Consider the following 18,179-nt stretch of genomic DNA (forward strand, 5'->3'; position numbering starts at 1 on the left):
CTCGAACCCGGTCTCGTACGATCGCGCCTTCGACCTCTCCGCCTTCGACCTCTCCGCCTCCACGGATCCGCCTCCGCGAATCCGCCCCACGAACGAAGGACCGGCGTGACCGACCCCGAGGGCCCGCCCGCCACCGACCGCCCCGGCCAGATCGTCACCGCCGCGCGCACGCTCCTGGAGCAGGAAGGCCCGGAGGCGCTCACCATGCGCCGCCTCGCCGCCCGGGTGGGCATCACGGCGCCCTCGCTCTACAAGCACTTCCCGGACAAGTCCTCGGTGGTGAACGCCCTGGCAGGCGTGATGTTGCGAGAGACGGCAGAGGCCCTCGAATCGGCCGAGTCCACCGCGCCGGGCTCCTTCCCGGCGCTGGCCACCGCCTACCGCACCCACGCCCTCGCCCACCCCCACCTCTACCGCCTCACCACCGGCCGCCCCCTCCCTCCGGACCTGGAGGAACGCGCCGCGGCCCCCCTGTTCCGCGCCCTCGCGGACGACGCGGACCGCGCCCGCGCGGCCTGGGCCTTCGCCCACGGCATGGTGGCGATGGAACTGAACGGCCGCTTCCCCACGGGCTCCGACGCCGAGGCGGCGTGGACGGCCGGGATCACGGCCTTCGCCGCTTCGGTCCGCCTCTGACACGGGCGCGACGTCCTGTGCCACGATCGGGGGAACATCCCCATCTCACGGACGGCGGATCCCTGGATGCCCTGCGAGGGCGTGGCGCTGGTCGTCGAGGTCACCTCGTCCAAACCGGCGGCCGACCGTACCGGCAAGCGCCACTGCTATGCCCGGGGGCCCGTGCCCCTCTACCTGCTGGTCGATCGCGAACAGTCATCGGTGACGCTGTTCAGCGACCCGCAGGGGGACGACTACCGGCAGCACTGCACCGTCCCGTTCGGCAAGGCCATCCGCCTTCCGGATCCCTTCGGGCTGGATCTGGAGACCGAGGCGTTCCTCTGAACAGCCCGCCCGTCCCGGACAGGTAGCATGGGCGCCACGGCAGACGAGCCGGGCGGGCGGCCGCGTGAGGATCTTCGGATCCTCCCGAGGAACGTCCGGGCTCCACAGGGCAGGGTGATGGCTAACGGCCACCCGGGGTGACCCGCGGGACAGTGCCACAGAAAACAGACCGCCTTGGACTTCGGTCCTCGGTAAGGGTGAAACGGTGGTGTAAGAGACCACCAGCGCCTGAGGTGACTCAGGCGGCTAGGTAAACCCCACCCGGAGCAAGGTCAAGAGGGGCCGTCGCAAGACGGCCCTGCGCGAACGTTCGAGGGCGGCCCGCCCGAGTTCGCGGGTAGACCGCACGAGACCGGCAGCAATGCCGGTCCTAGATGGATGGCCGTCTCCCCGGCCGCCGCGAGGCGACCGGGAGACAGAACCCGGCGTACAGCCCGACTCGTCTGCCGCTACCAGCGGTTTCGCCGGGGAGCAGCGCAGCAGGCCCGCAGATCAGCAGCAGGCCCCGCAGATCACCAGCGGCCGAGGGCGGCCATGCACGTCATGCACCGCCTCGTCGCCCGCAGCCGCGCGTTTCCCCCAGTGGCGATGGCCGGGCTGCCTTCGCTGATACGGCCCCAGTCTCCGGCGGGCGGGTCGAGAATCCAGCCCCAGTTCGGGGGCCGCACCTCGTCTTCTGTCATGTGATCGCAAGCGCCCGGGATGTGCGCTTTTCCACTCTTCTTGATCAAGATGGCGTTGCCGGGGAACTGCCGCCACTCCTGCCGGACGCGCCTCTCCTCCGGGCGTGCCTTGGGCACGCTGCCATCAGGAGGGCAGGCGCAGCCCATGCCGATGATGTTGTCGCATCGCTCGCAGCGCACTTCTTTCATGCGGAGGAGTCTCCCATCCGGGAGCGCGCAGCTCAGGCGGGATCGGGAGCGGACAGGGGATACGCGGTGAGCCTGGCTGTCCAAGCGTCCCAGATCTCTCTACGGTAGTTCCCGAACGCTTTGTGGGGCTGGGTGGCCGAGGGGGCTTCGTGGGAGTTGAATTGGCGGTTCTTGCCGCGTCGGCGGCGACGATGGTGGCCGAGGTGTTGGCATCGGAGGCGTTAGAGCGGGCGCGGAGCGGTCTGGCGGGGTTTCTGCGGCGACGCGGTTCCGGCGGGGCTCCCGAAGAAGAACTGCCGGTGATGCGTGAGGAATTGGTCAGGGGACGGGCGGCGGGTGACGTCGATGCCCAGGCGCAGGTCCAGGCGCGTCTGAGACAGCGGCTGGAGGCGATCTTCCAGGAGGACCCGGGCGCCGCGGAGGAATTGGCCCGGCTGCTGTCCGTGCTTGCGCCGGACGAGTCGCGCGCCTTCGTCAACTTGGTCAGCGGCGGGGTGAACCATGGTCTGATTCTGCAGAATTCACCTGTCCACGGTGAGATCCATTTCCACGTTCCACCGGCACCGTCCGCATCGGGGCGTCGGGCCAAGCCCGATCAAGTTCCGCCTTCCGCAGAACCGTTCAGCAATCGGACAGCCGAACTCGCTGCGCTGGAAGCGGGTTTCGGCACGCTGGATTCCCGCTCCGTCAGTGTTGATGTGCTCTTCGGGATTCCTGGAGTGGGCAGGAAGGCCATGGCCTGGCGGTGCGCGGAGAGGACCAAGGCGCGTTTTCCGGACGGGCAGTTGTATGTGGACTTCGCGGCCCTGCGCGACCAGGCCACTCCGATGACAGGCCCCGGCGGGGACGTGTCGGAGGCCCTGGCCATGTGCCTGAGGGCCCTGCCGGAAGAAGACGGCATCGGCATCCCGGACTCGCTCCCGGAGCGGACCAATCTGTTCCGCTCGCGGACAGCCGGCCTGCGTATCCTCCTCGTTCTCGACGGCGTCAACCAGGCCGCACAGGTCCGTGCGCTCATTCCCAAGGGGCCGGGCAGCGCCGTACTGGCCACGAGCAGTGGCCGGATCGGTGAGCTGGCGGTCCAGGGCGCTGCCCGGTTCATCCCGGTCAAGCCGCTGGACGCCCACGGCGGGCTGGAACTGCTCAAGGACCGGTGTGGCGCGGAGGCGGTCGAGGCCGAAAGGGGCGCCGCGGAGCGCCTGGTCCAGCTGTGCGGCGGGCTGCCCGTGGCCCTGCAGGTCGTGGCCGCGCTGGTCACCGAAGGCGGTCTGAACCTGGCGGAAGTGGCCGCCGAACTGGACGACGAGGCCAGTCGTCTGGCCGGACTGTCACTGGATGGCGAGGAGTCTTCTGTGTCCGCTGCGCTGGGTCCCTCCTACCGTCTGCTGCCGTCGGATGCCGCTCGGCTCTTCCGGATGATCGGATGGCTGACGTTCGGCACCTTCGATGCCGGCGTGGCCGCGGTCGCCGCGGACATCGACACGGGCAGCGCGAAGCGCCTGCTGCGGGTGCTGGCGAAGGCAAGTCTGGTGGAGGCCGTCGGCGACGGCCGTTACCGCGTACACGACCTGGTCCGTCTGTACGCCCGGGAGCGTGCGGTCGAGGAGGAGCCGGAGACCGAGGAGGCGGCACTGACGGAGCGGGTGGGCACGCACTATCTCGTGCTGACCGCGTTCGCCGACCGGGCACTGCGCAGGGAGCGCCTGCGGATCGCGAACCTCTCCGCCCTGCTGCGGAACGCCGATGACCCCTTTGCCGCGCCCGGCGGGCCACCGCCGCTGGAATGGCTGGACACCGAGCGCTCCGCCATCCTCGCGGTACTGCGCCAGGCCGTCCGGCACGAGCTGTACACCCTGGCCTGGCAGCTGGCCGAGACGTTCTCGGTGCTGTTCCTGTACCACCGCTATCTCAGGGCCTGGACAGAGACGCTGGAGCTCGGCATCGAGGCTGCCGCGGCAGCGGCCTCCTCGGCGGAAACAGCAGCGGAGATCGAGGAGGCCACGGCGGGCGAGGCCCGACTGCGCGGCCTGCTGTCGCGCCCGTTGCTCGACCTCCGTGAGAACGACCGTGCGCGAGAGCACCTGGAGCGGGCCGTCGCCCTGGCCGAGACGACCGAGCGCCTTGCCCTGCGGGCGTCCGTACAGGAATTCTTCGGCCGTTACCTGGACGTCGTCGACCCGTCCGGAGCGGCGGCGGTGTATCGGCGCTCTCTCGAACTGAACGAGCGAGCCGGAGAGACGCGCGGAGCCGCGCTCGCCACGTTCTTCCTGGGGTGCGCGCTGGATGTCCGGGGCGATCACGCGGAGGCCATGGTCCTGTTGCGCCGGGCGCAGCAGGAACTGCAGAACCGTGCGGAGCCCGACCTGCGGATGGCGGCCCGGGTGAAGGCCGCCCTCGGTGTCGTGCACGGTCATCTCGGTGACACCGCGCAAGCGCTCCAGGACCTGCGGGAGGCGGTCGGGGCGCTTGCCGGGATGGCGGACGGCATGCAGTACGAGGCCCAGGCCCGGGTTCAGCTCGCCGACGTCGCCGAACAGGCCGGTGGCCATGAGGAGTTGGTACGTGAGTGCCTGAGCAGGGCCGTAGGCATGTACGAGGCGCGCGGCAACCACCGCCTGGCGGAGGAACTGCGGCAGCGGCTGAACGGTCTCGACGACTGAGCCGCTGACCCCCGGGTTTCGGCGCGGGCCGTGCGGTCACCCGTTCGTCCGTGCGGTCACGCGTTCGGCAGAACGGGGCGGAGGCGGAGGATGACGTCCTCGTCCCGCATGTCACCGATCCGCAGCGTTACCCGGGCGTCGTCCAGCGGAAGCCCCGCGCGCAGACAGGCGTACACGACTGCGGCGTGCAGCCCCGGATCCGGTGCCGGGCCGGTGGACGCCGTCTCCACGAACCTGCCGTCCCTGAGCCCGACCAGACAGCCGCCCCCGCGGATCGCGGACGCGGCGAGAAGACTCCCGGGCAGCTGAGCGAGTGTGTCCTCGGTCCAGCGCAGCGCCCCGAGCGGGGTGGGGGCGGCCTGGCGTCGGACGATCACCGAGGCGCTTTCGGCCAGCCGGGGGTCGCGCTCGTCGTCCGCGCAGGCCAGATGCGTGAAGAGGGTGGCGGAGTCCGGAGGTGTCCTGCCGTACGCGGTGACGGCCGCCGGGATGCGGTGCACGCTGATGGCCGGCGCCGCGCTGTTCCCGGTGACGCCGGTGGTCACCTGCCACGAGGTGATGGGGGCGAGGGGCGGATCCGGGTCGGGCAGCAGCAGGGGTGCCGGGGGCGGGGAAAACGGTTCCGGGAGCTTCAGCAGGTGGTAGAGGGCGGTGCGGAGCCGGGCCAGGGCGTGTCCCGGCTCGGAGAAGGCCCGCGCCGCGACTGCCGCGTACCGGTCAGGCGTGTGCGCGCGTACGACATCCTCCACCTGTTGGCGCAGGTCCCCGCGTGGATCGAGCCGGGGCGCGACGGCCGCCAGGTCGTGGACGGCCGTTCCGGGCACCGCGTCGCCGCCGAACGCGGCGAGCAGCAGCGGTGTACCAGCCGCCGCCCCGTACAGCGTTACCGAACCGTGATCCCCCACCAGGACGTCCGCGGCGACGAGCGCGGGCCGCCAGGCGTGGATGGCGGGCATGAGCAGCAGCCCCGCGTCCAGAGCGGCGGCCTGCACGGTGCGGAGCTGCCAGGCTCCGTGGGCCGCCCACACATTGGGATGGACGATCGCGCCGACGCGTGCCTCGTCGCACGGCAGTTGCGACAGGAGGCGGGGGAGCAGGTCCGGCTCACTCCCCAGCAGGGAGGTCGGCCCCCAGGTGGAACTGACCATGACCAGGCGCTGATGGTCCGAGACGCCCAGCGCCTCCCTGTACGCCTTTCTCCGCGCCCGGCTGCCGATCAACTCGTCGAAGCAGGGGTCACCGACCAGCAGTGTGCGGCCGGACGCCTTCGGGTGGGTGGCGAGCAACTGCTCTTCCTGCGCGGGGTGCGAGACGGCGAGCCAGGCACGTCCGCTCTCCAGCAGGGAGTCCGGTACGACTCCGGAAAGCCTTTCGCGGGCACTGCGTGAATCGGGCACGAACTTCTGGAAGCCGACGCCGTGGGGCAGCACCAGCACCGGGCAGTCGCCCTCCGGTACGTCGACGTTCTCGCTGGCGGAGAGGATGAGATCGGGGGTCATCTCCGCCAGTTGCTCCCAGGGAGCGACTCGGCATCCGGCAGTGTGGAGAAGGTCGAGGACGCCGGCGTTGAACGCGGAGGTGTGGTCGTAGGCGAAGACCACGCTCACGCGGGTGTCGCCGCGAAGAAGCGCTGGAAGCGTTTCGAGGACGCGAACGGTCGAGGTGACCGTACGGGCGGCTACGACCAGGGTCCGTTCGCCGTGGAATGTGCTCCAGCGGTGCGCGTCCTGCCCGACCGGCACGCGAAGTGGCTGTCTACCGAACAAGGCCGCCGCCTTCAGCGAACCCAGGACGACACTCGGTCACCGGCTCGCGGCTCGCGGCTCGCGGCTCGCGGCTCGCGGCTCGCGGCTCGCGGCTCGCGGTCATGGTGCTCTTATGGCATTTCAAGCCGGTTGGCAATCTTTCCAGAGGCTTCGTGAAGGCTGGCAGGACGTGTGAACTCGTCACACCGTAACGAATCATGCCGCCCACGGCGTACGTATCGGCGCCGGAGCTCAGGGGTACGACTCCATGCCGGGGCCACACGGGATGGCCGCGTCTCGCGCCCCTGCGCCAGGTACCGCCGCGAGCCGGGCCGCCTCCGCCCGGCGGGAGCGGCATGATCCGGCCTCCTCGGAGGTGCCCGCGGCCCTCCGCCTAGCATGTGCGCATGGTGGCCTACGTTCCGGCAGTCCTGATCTTCGTCGCCTTCTGTGTCGGCACGCTCCGCGAGCGCCGGCGTTTCAGCAACGCCGTCCTCCTGGGACTGTCGCTCACCTTCGCCGCGGCCGCCTGGCTCGCCGGGCCGGCCCGGTCGCAACCGGCCGCGGGCAGGGAGATCGGCATCGTGCTCGTCCTCCTCGTGGCGGTGGGCATCGCCATCCTGTCGTGGTTCCTGATCTCCAACGGCGTGACGATGGTGCGCAAGGAGGGCAGGAGCCCCGCCAACCTCCTGTCCCTGCTGACAGGGCTTGCCCTGGTGGTCCTTCTCGCGCTGATGATCACCGCCCTGATCCTGGAGAACGTCACCCTGGTGGTGGTGACAGGTACCGTGCTCGCCCTGGCCGGCTACATCGCCTTCCTGTTCGTCTGCTTCGTCGTCTACGCGTTTCTCTACGGCCGCCTCCACATCCACCGCAAGGCCGACTACGTGGTGGTGCTCGGTGCCGGTCTCATCAACGGCACCACGGTGTCGCCGCTGCTGGCCGGCCGGCTTGAGCGGGCCCGCGCCGTCCACACGAGGCTGTCGGCTCACGGCAGGCAGCCCGTCCTTCTCGCCTCAGGCGGTCAGGGGCCCGACGAGAGCCTGCCGGAGTCACACGCGATGGCCGAGTACCTGATCGAGCGCGGATTCCCGGCCGCCCTGATAGAGCGCGAGGACCGCTCGACGACGACCGAGCAGAACCTGCGGTACAGCAAATCGATCATGGAGAAGGCCCGTCCCGACTACCGGTGTGTCGTGGTCACGAACAACTACCACGTCTTCCGCGCCGCGGTGACCGCACGCCGGGCGGGGGTCAGGGGCCACGTCGTCGGGTCACCCACTGCCGCGTACTTCTGGCCCAGCGCGATGATCCGCGAGTTCGTCGCCATCTTCCTGACGTACTGGCGCACCAACCTGGCCGTCTGCCTGCTCCTCGTCCTGGGCGGGGCGTGCATTTGGCTGCTCAGCTGATCGGGGCCCGCCGGATGCGGCCGGGGACGGGTCCGGCCGCCCGCCTCCCCGGGCCGTCGCGCCTGTCCGGCGTGCGATCACGACCGGTCGGGGTCAGGATCGAGGTGCGGGCGGCGGTGGCCCGGCCGGCGCCGTCCGGGCGTTCACCCGGCGCGGCGGTCGACCGGCCGCACCCGCCATGGGCCTGGAGGTGTGCATGCCGCGACCCCTGTGGACCGGAGCGATCAGCTTCGGGCTGGTCACGATCCCGGTCAAGGTGATCAGCGCGAGCGAGGACCACGCGATCCACTTCCATCAGTTCCACCTGTCGGACATGGGCCGGGTGCGGACCCGCAAGGTGTGCGACCTCGACGGCGAGGAGCTGGCGCAGGACGAGATCGGCAAGGGTTACGAGATCACGAAGGACGAGACCGTCCCGATCACCGACGAGGAACTCGACCAGATGCCGCTGCCGACCGCGAAGGCGATCGAGATCGTCTCGTTCGTCGACGCGGACAGCATCGACCCGGTCCGGATCGCCGACTCGTACTACCTGGCGACCGGCGGCCAGGTCGCCGCGAAGCCGTACACCCTGCTCCGGCAGGCGCTTGGGCGCTCCGAGAAGGTCGCCGTCGCCAAATTCGCCTGGCACGGCCGCGAGCGACTCGGCATGCTCCAGGTCCGCGAAGAGGCGATCGTGCTCCACGTCCTGCACTGGCCCGACGAGATCCGCAGCCCGGAGTCCCTCGCGCCGAAGGACGTGGAGCTGGACGAGAACGAGATCGAGCAGGCCGTCCAGCTCACCGAGACCATGGCCGCCGACGACATCTCCGGCTTCCGGGACCGCTACCGAGAGGCCCTGGAGCAGCTCATCGAGGCGAAGTCCGAGGGCAAGGAGGCTCCGGAGCCGGCCGAGGACACGGAGCGGGAATCCGGGAAGGTCATGGACCTGATGGCCGCCCTGAACGCCTCCGTGGAGGCCGCGAAGGAGAGCCGGGGCGCCGACGAAGGCGATGCCGCGGACGCCACGGTGCACCCGATGCGGTCGCGCGGGAAGGCCCCGGCGAAGAAGACGGCGGCGAGGAAGACAGCGGCCGAGAAGTCTACGGCCAAGAAGTCGACGACGGCGAAGAAGACCGCCGCGAAGCGGTCCCACGTGAAGAAGGCGACGGCCGGGAAGAGCGCGGAGGAGAAGCGCAGCGCGTCCTGACCGGCTGCCCCGGCACGCCGGGGCAGCCGGGGCTCAGGCCTCCTCCGTCGTCTCCGTACCCGTCGAGAGCGTGTTCAGGATGCCGTGCCGGACGAAGGCGCGTGCCTGCTCGCTCCGTCGGACGCGTTCCGCCTCGCTGAGCGGTACGGGGTCCGCGTACCTGCGCTCGTGGATGTCGTGGACCAGGTCCGCGGGGGCGCCGAGGGCCGGCAGCTCGGTCAGCGCCTCGCCCTTCGTGATCAGCCGCCCGTCGCGCAGCGTGACCGTGGCGCGGGCCAGGACCAGCGGGCCGAGGCCCACCCAGATGTCCTGGAGCCAGAGGTGCGGCTTGTCGGTGGCCGGGAGCCAGTACTCCCTCAGGTCGAGCCGGATGTACTCCTCCAGCTGCCCGGGGGCGAGCGGCGGGAGCAGGTACGTGGGCGGCGGTCGGGTTCGCGCGTGTTCACGCCGCCGTGCCCGGCTCGCCGTTCAGCAGGGCCTCGCCCAGCGAGGTGCGCCGGTGCAGCACCTGGTGACGCCGGCGGTGCGAGCTGATCAGGCCCGCCTCGCGCAGCACCGCCGCGTGCCGGCTCGCGCTCGCCGGGGCGAGGAACAGCTCGGCCGCGATCCCGCCGGTCGACATGGGCCGGTCCAGGATGTCGAGCACCTGCGCGCGGGTGTGGCCGAGCAGCCGGCCCAGTGAGTCGAGCGTGCCGGACGGCGGGCGGCCGGGGTCGAGCCAGCCCGGCGCGGGAGCCAGCGGGAGCACCAGGACCGGCGGCAGCCCGGGGTCCGCCAGCGTCACCGGCCAGTAAGTGCAGAAGAACGACGGGATCAGGTGCAACGGGCGTCCGTCCAGGGTCAGTTCCCACTCGATCGGATACGCGCACTCCAGCGCCCCGTCCCGCCGGATCAGCTCCGACTGGTAGCTGGCCAGCAGCCCTTCCGCCCCCGAGGTGAGCGCCGCCTGCGCGCGGGGTGAGGAAGTCCGGGAAGTACTCCGCGTGCGGGCAGATCCGCATCAGCGCGGCCGCCGTCCCGGTCAGCCCCTCGTCGTCCAGGTCCGCACGCGCCTTGCGGCGCCACGGATCAAAGACCAGTGCGCCGTGCCGGTTCTGCAACAGCTGCAGACTCAGCGCCGTCTCCCACAGCGGGTGGACGGATTCCGCCAGCCGCAGCCGGTTGAGGTCTTCCGTGCCGAACTCGATACGCAGCATCTCATCCCCCGATGGTCCTGGCTGCGTTGTCCACTATGGCAGGAGATGGGGTGGAGGACGGGACCGTGCCCGGCCACTGTGGCCGGGGTCAGCGATGGCTCAGGACGTTGACGACCCGGCCGTTGGGATCGCGGACGAAGAAGCGGCGCACGCCCCACTCCTCGTCCTGCGGGCCGTACACGATCTCCGCGCCCGCGCGCACCAGCGCCGTGTGGGCCGTGTCCACGTCCGCCACCTCCACGCTGACGTCCGGCGTGACGGGCGCGGTCAGGTCGGCGCTCATGAAGCTGATCTGGGCGGTGGGTTCCGAGGGCGGGGCGAGCGTCATGATCCAGCCCTGGTTCATGACCTCCTCGAACCCCAGCAGCCCGTAGAACGCGGCATTCGCCCGCATGGTGCCGGCTTCGCCGTCGGGACCGGTGCCCGCGACGACGGGGATGTTGGGGACGACGCGGCGGACTGACATCGACGACTCCTGTCACATGGCTGACTCGACGTCACCGACATTACGGCCCCTCGCACCGGACCGCCCGGTATGCTTTGGCCCTGCCAAGCCGACCGTTCCGATGGTCAGTTGGGGGTGCGGACCTGAGGCGGTACGGTTTCGAGGAGGCGGAGAAGACGTTCACCACGATCTTCGGCCATATCCAGAGTGGCCAGAACGGCCGGCGTCGAGATACTCGGCAGTACGTAGTGCAGCAGCACCGAGATGCGCCGCCCGAGGTCCTCGCGGTGGGACAGGACCTGCGACATCACCTGGATGCCCGAGAAGGATCCGGCCAGCATCTCGGCGGTCTCGCCCGGGTCCACGTGCGGCAGCAGCTCGCCCTGGCCCTTCGCCGCGCTCAGCAGGTGTTCCAGCCGATCTATCCAGGCACGGAAGGGCGTGCCCCGGTCGAGGCCCTCCACGGCCTGGTCCATGGCCAGGCCGACACTGGCCCGTACCAGCGGCTCGTGGCGCAGCCGGTAGGCGAGGATCATGCCCTGGTCGACCAGTTCCTGGAGCTTGGTCAGCTGCGGCGGCAGCGGATCGCTGTGCAGCTGTATGTCCATCACCCCGAGCGCGAGATCCTCCTTCGAGGTGAAGTGGAAGTAGAGCGCGCCCTTGGTCGCCCCCGCCCGCGTGAGGATCTCGCTGATGGTCGCGCTGCTGTAGCCGCGCTCGTCGAACACCTCGGCGGCCGCCACCAGGATCGACCGGCGGGTCTGGATCGCGCGCGCCTGTTGTGCCATCAGCTTCTCTCTAGTGGTGGCGGGGTTGGTGTCATATGGGGTTGGCTGGAAAGTAAAACCGGGCTGTCAGTATCTTACTGCGGGGCGGCTCGGCTCTGTGACTCGGATCCTCCTGGGGGAACTTCATGGTTCAGATCACCTCACGCGGTGTCTCGGTGCCGGCCGGCGGCGCCGGGGCCGCGAGGAACACCGATCGCCCCGAGGCTCCCGGCGGAGTTCCGGACTCCGCCCCCGCCGCCGGAATGGAGCAATCGGTGCGAAGAAGGAGCTCCCCGGAACACCTCAGACAGCTGGTCCACCGGCCCGACGCGCAGGACGTGTTCCCGACCGGGCTGACCAAGCTGACCGACTCCCAGTTCTCGGTGTCGGCCCACTGGCCGAGGCCGCACCGCTTCTTCACCCCGGTCGCGGGCCACCAGGACCCCCTGCTGATCGCGGAGACGATGCGGCAGACCACCATGCTGATCGCGCACTCCGAGTTCGGGGTGCCCCTCGGGGACGCGTTCGTGATGTGGGAGCTGCGGTACGCCTCCGAGGCCGGGCGCCTCATGCTGGGCGAGGAGCCCTGGGACATCACGGTGGACGTGTCCTGCTCCCGGATACAGCGCCGCGGCCGGAGCCTCGGCTCCATGCACCTGGAACTCCTCCTGCACCGCCGCGGCACCGTGCTGGCCTCCGGCGGCGGGCGGATCAGCTGCACCTCCGCCAGGGCCTACCAGCGGGTACGAGGACACCGCAGCGACATGCTCGACGCGCGTATACCCCTCCTGCCCGCCGTCGCACCCCGGACCGTGGGCAGGACCTCCGAGCACGACGTCGTCCTCGCTCCCGCGGCGGCTCCCAGCACCTGGGCGCTGCGGCTGGACACCCGGCATCCGACGCTCTTCAGCCATTCCAACGACCATGTCCCGGGCATTCTGCTGCTGGAGGCCGCCCGGCAGGCGGCCCAGGCGGCCTCGCCCGGCCGTACCTTCCTCCCGACCTCGGTACAGGCCGACTTCCTCCAGTACGTGGAACTCGACCGCCCCTGCTGGATCGAGGCCCTGCCCGTCCCCGCCGACGGCAGCTCGCCCGCCGGGGTACGCATACGGGCCGTCCAGGACGACGAACCCGCCTTCACCTGCACCCTCCGTTCGCCGGATCTCCGTCAGACCGGCCTCAGCGACGCCCGGAGCCGCCGCTCATGACCACGCGCATCCTCATCACCGGGGCCACCGGCTTCGTCGGCAGCCGGGTGGCCGCCGCCGCCCGCGCGACCCCCGGCGTCAGCCTCCGGCTGATGACGCACCGCACCGAGCCCGATGCCCCGGCCCTGACGGCCGACGGACCGGTCTTCGAAACGGTGTACGGGGATCTCGCCGATCCCGGGACGCTGCGGGGCAGCTGCGAGGGCATCGACGCGGTGATCCACTGCGCCTCGCACGTCGGCTCCGGCGAACCGACCGCCCGGACCGTCAACGACCTCGGCACCCGGGCCCTGGTCGACGAGGCGGTACGCAGCGACGTCGGCCGGATCGTCCAGCTCAGCACCGCGTCCGTCTACGGCCGGGGCCCCTTCACGGCGCTGCTCCCCGGAATGGCCGAACCGGCCCCCGCCTCGGCCGTCAGCCTGACCAGGGCCGCCGCGGAACAGCACGTCCTCGCGGCCGGCGGGGCCGTCCTGCGCCCGCACCTCGTCCACGGGGCGGGGGACCGGTGGGCGATTCCCGGACTGGTGGCCCTGCTGCGGTACCTGTCGGCCGGACCGGTCGGCTGCGACGCCCGCCACTCGATGATCGACGTGGCCACACTGGGCCGTGCGCTGCTGGGGGCGGCGCTCTCGGAGAAGGCCCCGGCCGGCGTCTACCACGTGAACCATCCGGAGCCGGTGAGCTGTTCCGAGGTCCTCTCGACGGTCCTCACCGAGCTCTCGCTGCCGTGGGCGAGCACGGAGATCGGGGTGGACGAGGCCCGCGCCCGGCTGGCCGGTGTCCCCTACGCCAAGCACCATTTCGAGATGCTCACCGTGGACCACTGGTTCGCCGACGAGCGGGTCTGGCGGGACTTCGGCTGCGAACCGGGTCCGGATTTCCGTACGTCCTTCGCCGAACACGCCCCCTGGTACCGGAAGTTCCTCAGCCGCTGAACGGCTGCTGCCGGACCGCCGCCGGGATCCTGGTGCCCGTGCCGCTCACCCTGACCCGCGTGTCGCCCGCCCGCAGCGTGACGGTGAGCGTGCCGGGCCGGCCCATGTCCTCACCCTGGTGCAGGGTCAGCCCGACGGCCTCCGGGACCAGGGACAGGGCCCGCAGATACGCGCCGAAGGCGGCGGCCGCCGCACCCGTCGCCGGATCCTCGACCACACCGCCGACGGGGAAGGGGTCGCGGACGTGGAAGACGGTCTCCGAGGCGCGCCACACCAGTTGCAGCGTGGTCAGGTCCAGCCGGTGCATGAGTGATTCGACGCGGCCGAAGTCGTAGTCGAGGGCGGCCAGCCGCTCCCGGGTCGCGGCGGCCAGCACCAGGTGCCGGGCGCCCGCGTAGGCGATGCGGGGCGGCAGGGCCGGGTCGAGATCGGTGGCGGGCCAGCCCAGACCGGCCAGCGCCTCCACCAGGTCGTCCGGGGAGACGTCCGTGATGTGGGGTTCCACGCTGGTGAGGGTGGCCCGCAGCTCGGCGCCCTCGCGGACGACGGTCACCGGCACCGGGCCGGCGGCGGTGGCGAACTCCAGGTCCCCGGGGCCGTCCCGCTCGGCGAGCGCCAGGGCCGTCGCGATGGTGGCGTGACCGCAGAAGGGGACCTCGGCCTTCGGGCTGAAGTAGCGGATCGCGTAGCCGCGCGCGCCCGGCGCCGCCGCCCCGGTCCGCCCGGTCAGGAAGGCCGACTCGCTGTATCCGAGGTCCGCCGCCACGGCGAGCATCTGCGACTCGTCCATGCCGGACGCGTCCAGCACCACACCGGCCGGATTGCCGCCGTCCGGGTCGGCGGAGAAGGCGGTGTAGCGAAGGACCGCGGACGGCGAGATCTCGTTCATGTGCCGCACAACCGGTCCGGGGTCCGGGGCATTCCCCGGACCCCGGACCGTGACGGGCCGCGAGCGACCGTGACTTTCCGGCGCAGTGGGTCAGCCCCGCCCCACGTACGGCATGGCCGTCGCCAGCACCGTGGCGAACTGGACGTTCGCCTCCAGCGGCAGCTCCGCCATGTGGACCACGGTCCTCGCCACGTCCGCGGCCGCCATCACCGGCTCCACGGCCAGCTCGCCGTTGGCCTGGAGGATGCCGGTCGTCATGCGCTCGGTCATCTCCGTCGCCGCGTTGCCGATGTCGATCTGCCCGCAGGCGATCCGGTACGGGCGCCCGTCCAGCGACAGCGACTTCGTCAGACCGGTCAGCGCGTGCTTGGTCGCCGTGTACGCGACCGAGTGCGGGCGCGGCGTGTGGGCCGAGACCGAGCCGTTGTTGATGATCCGGCCGCCCTGCGGATCCTGCTCCTTCATCCGGCGGTACGCCGCCTGCGCGCACAGGAACGCCCCCGTCAGGTTCACGTCGACCACCGTGCGCCAGTCCTCGTACCCGAGGTCCTCGACCGGCACGCCGCCCGGACCGAAGGTGCCCGCGTTGTTGAAGAGCAGGCCGAGGTGGCCGAAGGACTCGTGTACCGAGGAGAAGAGCGCGTCCACCTCCTCGGGGCGCGAGACGTCGGTGGGGACGGTGATGACGCGGGCGTGCTCCCCGGCCAGCGCGGCGGTCTCGGCGAGCGGTTCCGGGCGGCGGCCCGCGAGCGCCACCGACCAGCCGGCGCCGGTCAGGGCGAGAGCCACCGCGCGGCCGATCCCGGAGCCCGCGCCCGTGACCACGGCCGTCTTCCTCGCGGAGTTCAACAGTTTGTTGCTCATGGTGCGGCAGCGTACGCCCAGGGCCCGGTGCCGGTGGAGCGCCCCGGCCGTCCGGCGGCGTTCGTCCGGGTCAAGGGGCGCTCTCGGAGGGCGGGTTCGTGCCCCCGGGGGGTGAACCCGGCGCCGGGTTCCGGCGATTCCATGGCTCTCGGGGCCGGAGTTGACGATCATGGTCCTGGCCGCAATTGCGGACTTTGCCCCTGGGGACCCATTCCTGCCGCAATCCTCATCCCGGCGACGCCCGCACGACGCGAGCGGGACAACCGCCGGATGTGCTGGACCGGTGGACTTCCCCTCACACCACCAGTCAGGGGAGGGACAGATGACGCACTCATCGCACCAGCAGGAGCAGGAGCTGCGCGACGCCGCCCGGCACACGGGCCGCCGCCGATTTCTCACCGTCACCGGTGCCGCCGCCGCGCTCGCGTTCTCGGTCGGCCTGCCGACGGCGGGCTCCGCGGCCGCCGCCGAGCTGGACGCCCGGCGGATCGACGAGGACCCGTTCACCCTCGGTGTCGCCTCCGGCGACCCGCTGCCCGACTCCGTCCTGCTGTGGACGAGGCTCGCGCCCCGCCCGTTCGAGCCCGACAGCGGACTGCCCCGCGCCCGCGTCGAGGTGAGCTGGGAGCTGGCCCGCGACGAGCGCTTCACCCGGATCGTCCGGCGCGGCTCCGCCACCGCCCACCCCGAGTTCCACCACAGCGTCCACGTGGAGGTCAGGGGACTGGACGCCGACCGCGTCCTCTACTACCGCTTCCGCACCGGCAAGTGGACCAGCCCGGTCGGCCGGACCCGGACCGCGCCCGCCGACGGCGCCCACAAGCGCGAACTGACCCTGGCCGCCGTCACCTGCCAGGCCTACCACGACGGCTACTTCACCGGGTACAAGCACCTCGCCCAGGAGGACGTCGACGTCGTCTTCCACCTCGGGGACTACCTCTACGAGTACGCGGTGACCGCGACCGGCGGGGCCCGCAACTACACCGACCGCACCCTGCCCGCCCTCTTCAACCGGGAGACGACCACGCTGGAGGACTACCGGCTGCGGTACGCCCTCTACAAGTCGGACCCCGATCTGCGCGCCGCCCACGCCGCGCACCCCTTCGTCGTCACCTGGGACGACCACGAGACCGAGAACAACTACGCCGGGGACACCTCGGAGGACAACCTGCCGCCGGAGGAGTTCCTGATCCGCCGGGCCGCCGCCTACCGCGCGTACTGGGAGAACCAGCCGCTGCGCGCCCCGCAGCGGCCGACCGGCCCGGACATGAAGCTCTACCGCCGCCTCCGGTTCGGCCGGCTCGCCCAGTTCGACATCCTCGACACCCGCCAGTACCGCAGCGACCAGGCGTACGGCGACGGCTGGCAGACCCCCGGACCCGAGTCCGAGGACCCCTCGCGCACCATCACCGGCGCCACCCAGGAACGCTGGCTGACCGACGGCTGGCGCCACTCCCGGGCCACCTGGAACGTCGTGCCGCAGCAGGTCACCTTCGCCCAGCGGCGCGACCTGCCGACCGACGCCTACAAGCTCTCCATGGACTCCTGGGACGGCTACACGGCCTCCAGGGACCGCGTCCTGAAGGGCGCCCGGTCCGCCGGGGTGGAGAACCTGATGGTGCTGACCGGCGACGTGCACGTGAGCTACGGCTTCGACATCAAGCAGGACTTCGACGACCCGGCGTCCCGCACCCTGGGCACCGAGATCGTCACCACGTCGATCACCAGCGGCAAGGACGGCTCGGAGAAGCCGGCCAACTGGAACAACCTGATGCAGGCCAACCCGCACCTGAAGTTCTACAACGGGCGCCGCGGCTACGCCGTCGTCACCCTCCAGGAGCGCCAGGCGCGCGCCGACTTCCGTACGGTGTCCGCCGTCACCAAGCCGGGCGCCCCCCTCACCACGGCAGGATCGCTCGTCACGGAGGTGGGCAACCAGGGCCTCACGCCCGCCTGATCCGCTCAGCCCACGGCCCGGTCCACCGGGTAGCGGACGCCGACGCGGTCACGTACCGCGTCGAGCGTCCGCATCACCGCGAGCGAACCGTCCAGCGGCACCAGCGGGGACTCCGTCTCGCCCGCCCGGACCGCCCGCATCACCTCGGCCGCCTCGAACTGCATCCCCGACAGGCCCTGCGGTCCCGGCCCGGAGGTGACCTCCTCGGGCTCGTGGCCCGCCCGGTGCAGCACGAAGCGCCGCGGATAGAAGAAGCTGTCCGGGAAGTCGATGCGTCCGGCCGTCCCGATGACCGTGGCGGCCGTCGGGTGGTGCCCGACGATCGAGCAGGAGAGCAGGGCGGTGGCGCCCGAGTCCCAGCCCAGCAGCATCCCGGTGTTCAGGTCGACGCCCTCCGGTGACAGCAGCGCGTCCGCCCGCACCCGGTCCGGCTCACCCAGCAGCAGCTGCGCGAACGACACCGGATAGACCCCGAGGTCCAGCAGCGCACCGCCGCCCAGCGCGGGATCGCGCAGCCGGTGCTCCGGGCCGAAGTCACCGGCGAAGCCGAAGTCGGCCTGCACGGTGCGGATCTCACCGATCGCCCCGTCCCGCACCAGCTCGGTCATCCGCCGGATGACCGGGTTGCAGTACGTCCACATGGCCTCCATCAGGAAGAGGCCCCGGCCGCGCGCGAGCTCCACCAGCTCCCGCGCCTCGCGCTCGTTGAGGGTGAACGCCTTCTCGCACAGCACGTGCTTTCCGGCCTCCAGCGCGAGCCCGGCCGCCTCCCGGTGCGCGGAGTGCGGCGTGGCCACGTACACCACGTCGACCTCGTCGTCCGCGACGAGTTCGGCCCAGCTGCCGTAGGCCCTGGGTATCGCGAACCGCTCGGCGAACGCCTTCGCCGCGGTGTCCGTACGGGAGGCGACGGCCACCACCTCCGCATCGGGCATCGCCAGCAGGTCGGCGGTGAAGGTCGCCGCGATGCCACCGGTCGCCAGCACGCCCCAACGGACAGTCCTGCTCATGCGCGCTCCCAAAAAGGTGTCGACCAACCCGGCTGAGCTGAGAGCATAGAGGCGGATTCAACAACAA

General features: G+C 71.2%; 16 protein-coding genes, 1 other RNA gene and 1 pseudogene. 9 read left to right on the forward strand and 9 right to left on the reverse strand.

Going from position 1 to position 18,179, the window contains the following annotated elements; all coding sequences use genetic code 11:
- The first annotated feature begins 105 nt into the window (after positions 1-105).
- From RLT59_RS28155 to rnpB, 3 genes and pseudogenes are all read left to right on the forward strand, one after another.
- Positions 106-636 carry a TetR/AcrR family transcriptional regulator gene (locus RLT59_RS28155; RefSeq protein WP_311305971.1) on the forward strand — a complete coding sequence of 177 codons (531 nt, stop codon included), beginning with the start codon at positions 106-108 and terminating at the stop codon, positions 634-636.
- 48 nt (positions 637-684) lie between these two features.
- Positions 685-960 (forward strand): annotated as a pseudogene (locus RLT59_RS28160) (Uma2 family endonuclease); the annotation flags it as partial.
- Between the two features lie 44 nt (positions 961-1,004).
- An RNA gene (gene rnpB, locus RLT59_RS28165) (RNase P RNA component class A) lies at positions 1,005-1,406 on the forward strand.
- 66 nt (positions 1,407-1,472) lie between these two features.
- Here the strand turns inward: rnpB and RLT59_RS28170 are convergent.
- Entirely contained in the window at positions 1,473-1,832 is a 360-nt protein-coding gene (locus tag RLT59_RS28170; protein WP_311305972.1) for a hypothetical protein, read from the reverse strand.
- Positions 1,833-1,993: 161 nt separating this feature from the next.
- On the opposite strand from RLT59_RS28170, the gene RLT59_RS28175 reads away from it, so the two are divergent.
- On the forward strand, positions 1,994-4,492 hold the full coding sequence (locus tag RLT59_RS28175; protein ID WP_311305973.1) for a hypothetical protein: 2,499 nt from the start codon (positions 1,994-1,996) through the stop codon (positions 4,490-4,492).
- A 56-nt stretch (positions 4,493-4,548) separates the two neighbouring features.
- Here the strand turns inward: RLT59_RS28175 and RLT59_RS28180 are convergent, their stop codons facing one another.
- Positions 4,549-6,234 carry a hypothetical protein gene (locus tag RLT59_RS28180; RefSeq protein ID WP_311305974.1) on the reverse strand — a complete coding sequence of 562 codons (1,686 nt, stop codon included), beginning with the start codon at positions 6,232-6,234 and terminating at the stop codon, positions 4,549-4,551.
- Between the two features lie 410 nt (positions 6,235-6,644).
- Between RLT59_RS28180 and RLT59_RS28185 the strand changes: the two genes are divergently transcribed.
- Together RLT59_RS28185 and RLT59_RS28190 are read left to right on the forward strand one after the other, a co-directional pair.
- A complete protein-coding gene (locus RLT59_RS28185; RefSeq protein WP_311305975.1) occupies positions 6,645-7,649 on the forward strand; it encodes a YdcF family protein in 1,005 nt (334 codons plus the stop codon).
- Positions 7,650-7,845: 196 nt separating this feature from the next.
- Positions 7,846-8,838 (forward strand): non-homologous end joining protein Ku, encoded by a 993-nt coding sequence (locus tag RLT59_RS28190; RefSeq protein WP_311305976.1) that lies wholly within the window; start codon positions 7,846-7,848, stop codon positions 8,836-8,838.
- A gap of 33 nt (positions 8,839-8,871) precedes the next feature.
- Here RLT59_RS28190 and RLT59_RS28195 read toward each other — a convergent pair whose 3' ends face one another.
- From RLT59_RS28195 to RLT59_RS28210, 4 genes are all read right to left on the reverse strand, one after another.
- Positions 8,872-9,138 carry a hypothetical protein gene (locus RLT59_RS28195; protein ID WP_311305977.1) on the reverse strand — a complete coding sequence of 89 codons (267 nt, stop codon included), beginning with the start codon at positions 9,136-9,138 and terminating at the stop codon, positions 8,872-8,874.
- A gap of 142 nt (positions 9,139-9,280) precedes the next feature.
- Positions 9,281-9,661: an ArsR/SmtB family transcription factor gene (locus tag RLT59_RS28200; RefSeq protein WP_311305978.1), complete on the reverse strand. Its 381-nt coding sequence runs from the start codon at positions 9,659-9,661 to the stop codon at positions 9,281-9,283.
- 461 nt (positions 9,662-10,122) lie between these two features.
- Positions 10,123-10,500, reverse strand: a complete 378-nt coding sequence (locus RLT59_RS28205) for a VOC family protein (RefSeq protein ID WP_311305979.1) — start codon at positions 10,498-10,500, stop codon at positions 10,123-10,125.
- A gap of 104 nt (positions 10,501-10,604) precedes the next feature.
- The gene (locus RLT59_RS28210) at positions 10,605-11,267 is read right to left on the reverse strand and encodes a ScbR family autoregulator-binding transcription factor (protein WP_311305980.1); all 663 of its coding nucleotides are present in this window, start codon (positions 11,265-11,267) and stop codon (positions 10,605-10,607) included.
- Positions 11,268-11,521: 254 nt separating this feature from the next.
- On the opposite strand from RLT59_RS28210, the gene RLT59_RS28215 reads away from it, so the two are divergent.
- Together RLT59_RS28215 and RLT59_RS28220 are read left to right on the forward strand one after the other, a co-directional pair.
- On the forward strand, positions 11,522-12,454 hold the full coding sequence (locus RLT59_RS28215) for a ScbA/BarX family gamma-butyrolactone biosynthesis protein (RefSeq protein WP_311305981.1): 933 nt from the start codon (positions 11,522-11,524) through the stop codon (positions 12,452-12,454).
- Positions 12,451-13,392 carry an NAD-dependent epimerase/dehydratase family protein gene (locus RLT59_RS28220; protein WP_311305982.1) on the forward strand — a complete coding sequence of 314 codons (942 nt, stop codon included), beginning with the start codon at positions 12,451-12,453 and terminating at the stop codon, positions 13,390-13,392. Before RLT59_RS28215 ends, RLT59_RS28220 begins: the two co-directional genes overlap by 4 nt.
- On the opposite strand, the gene RLT59_RS28225 is transcribed toward RLT59_RS28220, so the two are convergent.
- Together RLT59_RS28225 and RLT59_RS28230 are read right to left on the reverse strand one after the other, a co-directional pair.
- Positions 13,382-14,281 (reverse strand): PhzF family protein, encoded by a 900-nt coding sequence (locus tag RLT59_RS28225; RefSeq protein ID WP_311305983.1) that lies wholly within the window; start codon positions 14,279-14,281, stop codon positions 13,382-13,384. The two genes, RLT59_RS28220 and RLT59_RS28225, sit on opposite strands and share 11 nt — an antisense overlap.
- Positions 14,282-14,371: 90 nt before the next feature.
- Entirely contained in the window at positions 14,372-15,145 is a 774-nt protein-coding gene (locus tag RLT59_RS28230) for an SDR family oxidoreductase (RefSeq protein ID WP_311305984.1), read from the reverse strand.
- 322 nt (positions 15,146-15,467) lie between these two features.
- Here RLT59_RS28230 and RLT59_RS28235 point away from each other — a divergent pair, with 322 nt between their 5' ends.
- Positions 15,468-17,102: an alkaline phosphatase D family protein gene (locus RLT59_RS28235; protein ID WP_311305985.1), complete on the forward strand. Its 1,635-nt coding sequence runs from the start codon at positions 15,468-15,470 to the stop codon at positions 17,100-17,102.
- 5 nt (positions 17,103-17,107) lie between these two features.
- On the opposite strand, the gene RLT59_RS28240 is transcribed toward RLT59_RS28235, so the two are convergent.
- Positions 17,108-18,112 carry a Gfo/Idh/MocA family protein gene (locus tag RLT59_RS28240; RefSeq protein ID WP_311305986.1) on the reverse strand — a complete coding sequence of 335 codons (1,005 nt, stop codon included), beginning with the start codon at positions 18,110-18,112 and terminating at the stop codon, positions 17,108-17,110.
- Between the last annotated feature and the right edge of the window lie 67 nt (positions 18,113-18,179).

It is taken from the genome of Streptomyces sp. ITFR-6, from assembly GCF_031844725.1.
Taxonomy (GTDB): Bacteria; Actinomycetota; Actinomycetes; order Streptomycetales; family Streptomycetaceae; genus Streptomyces.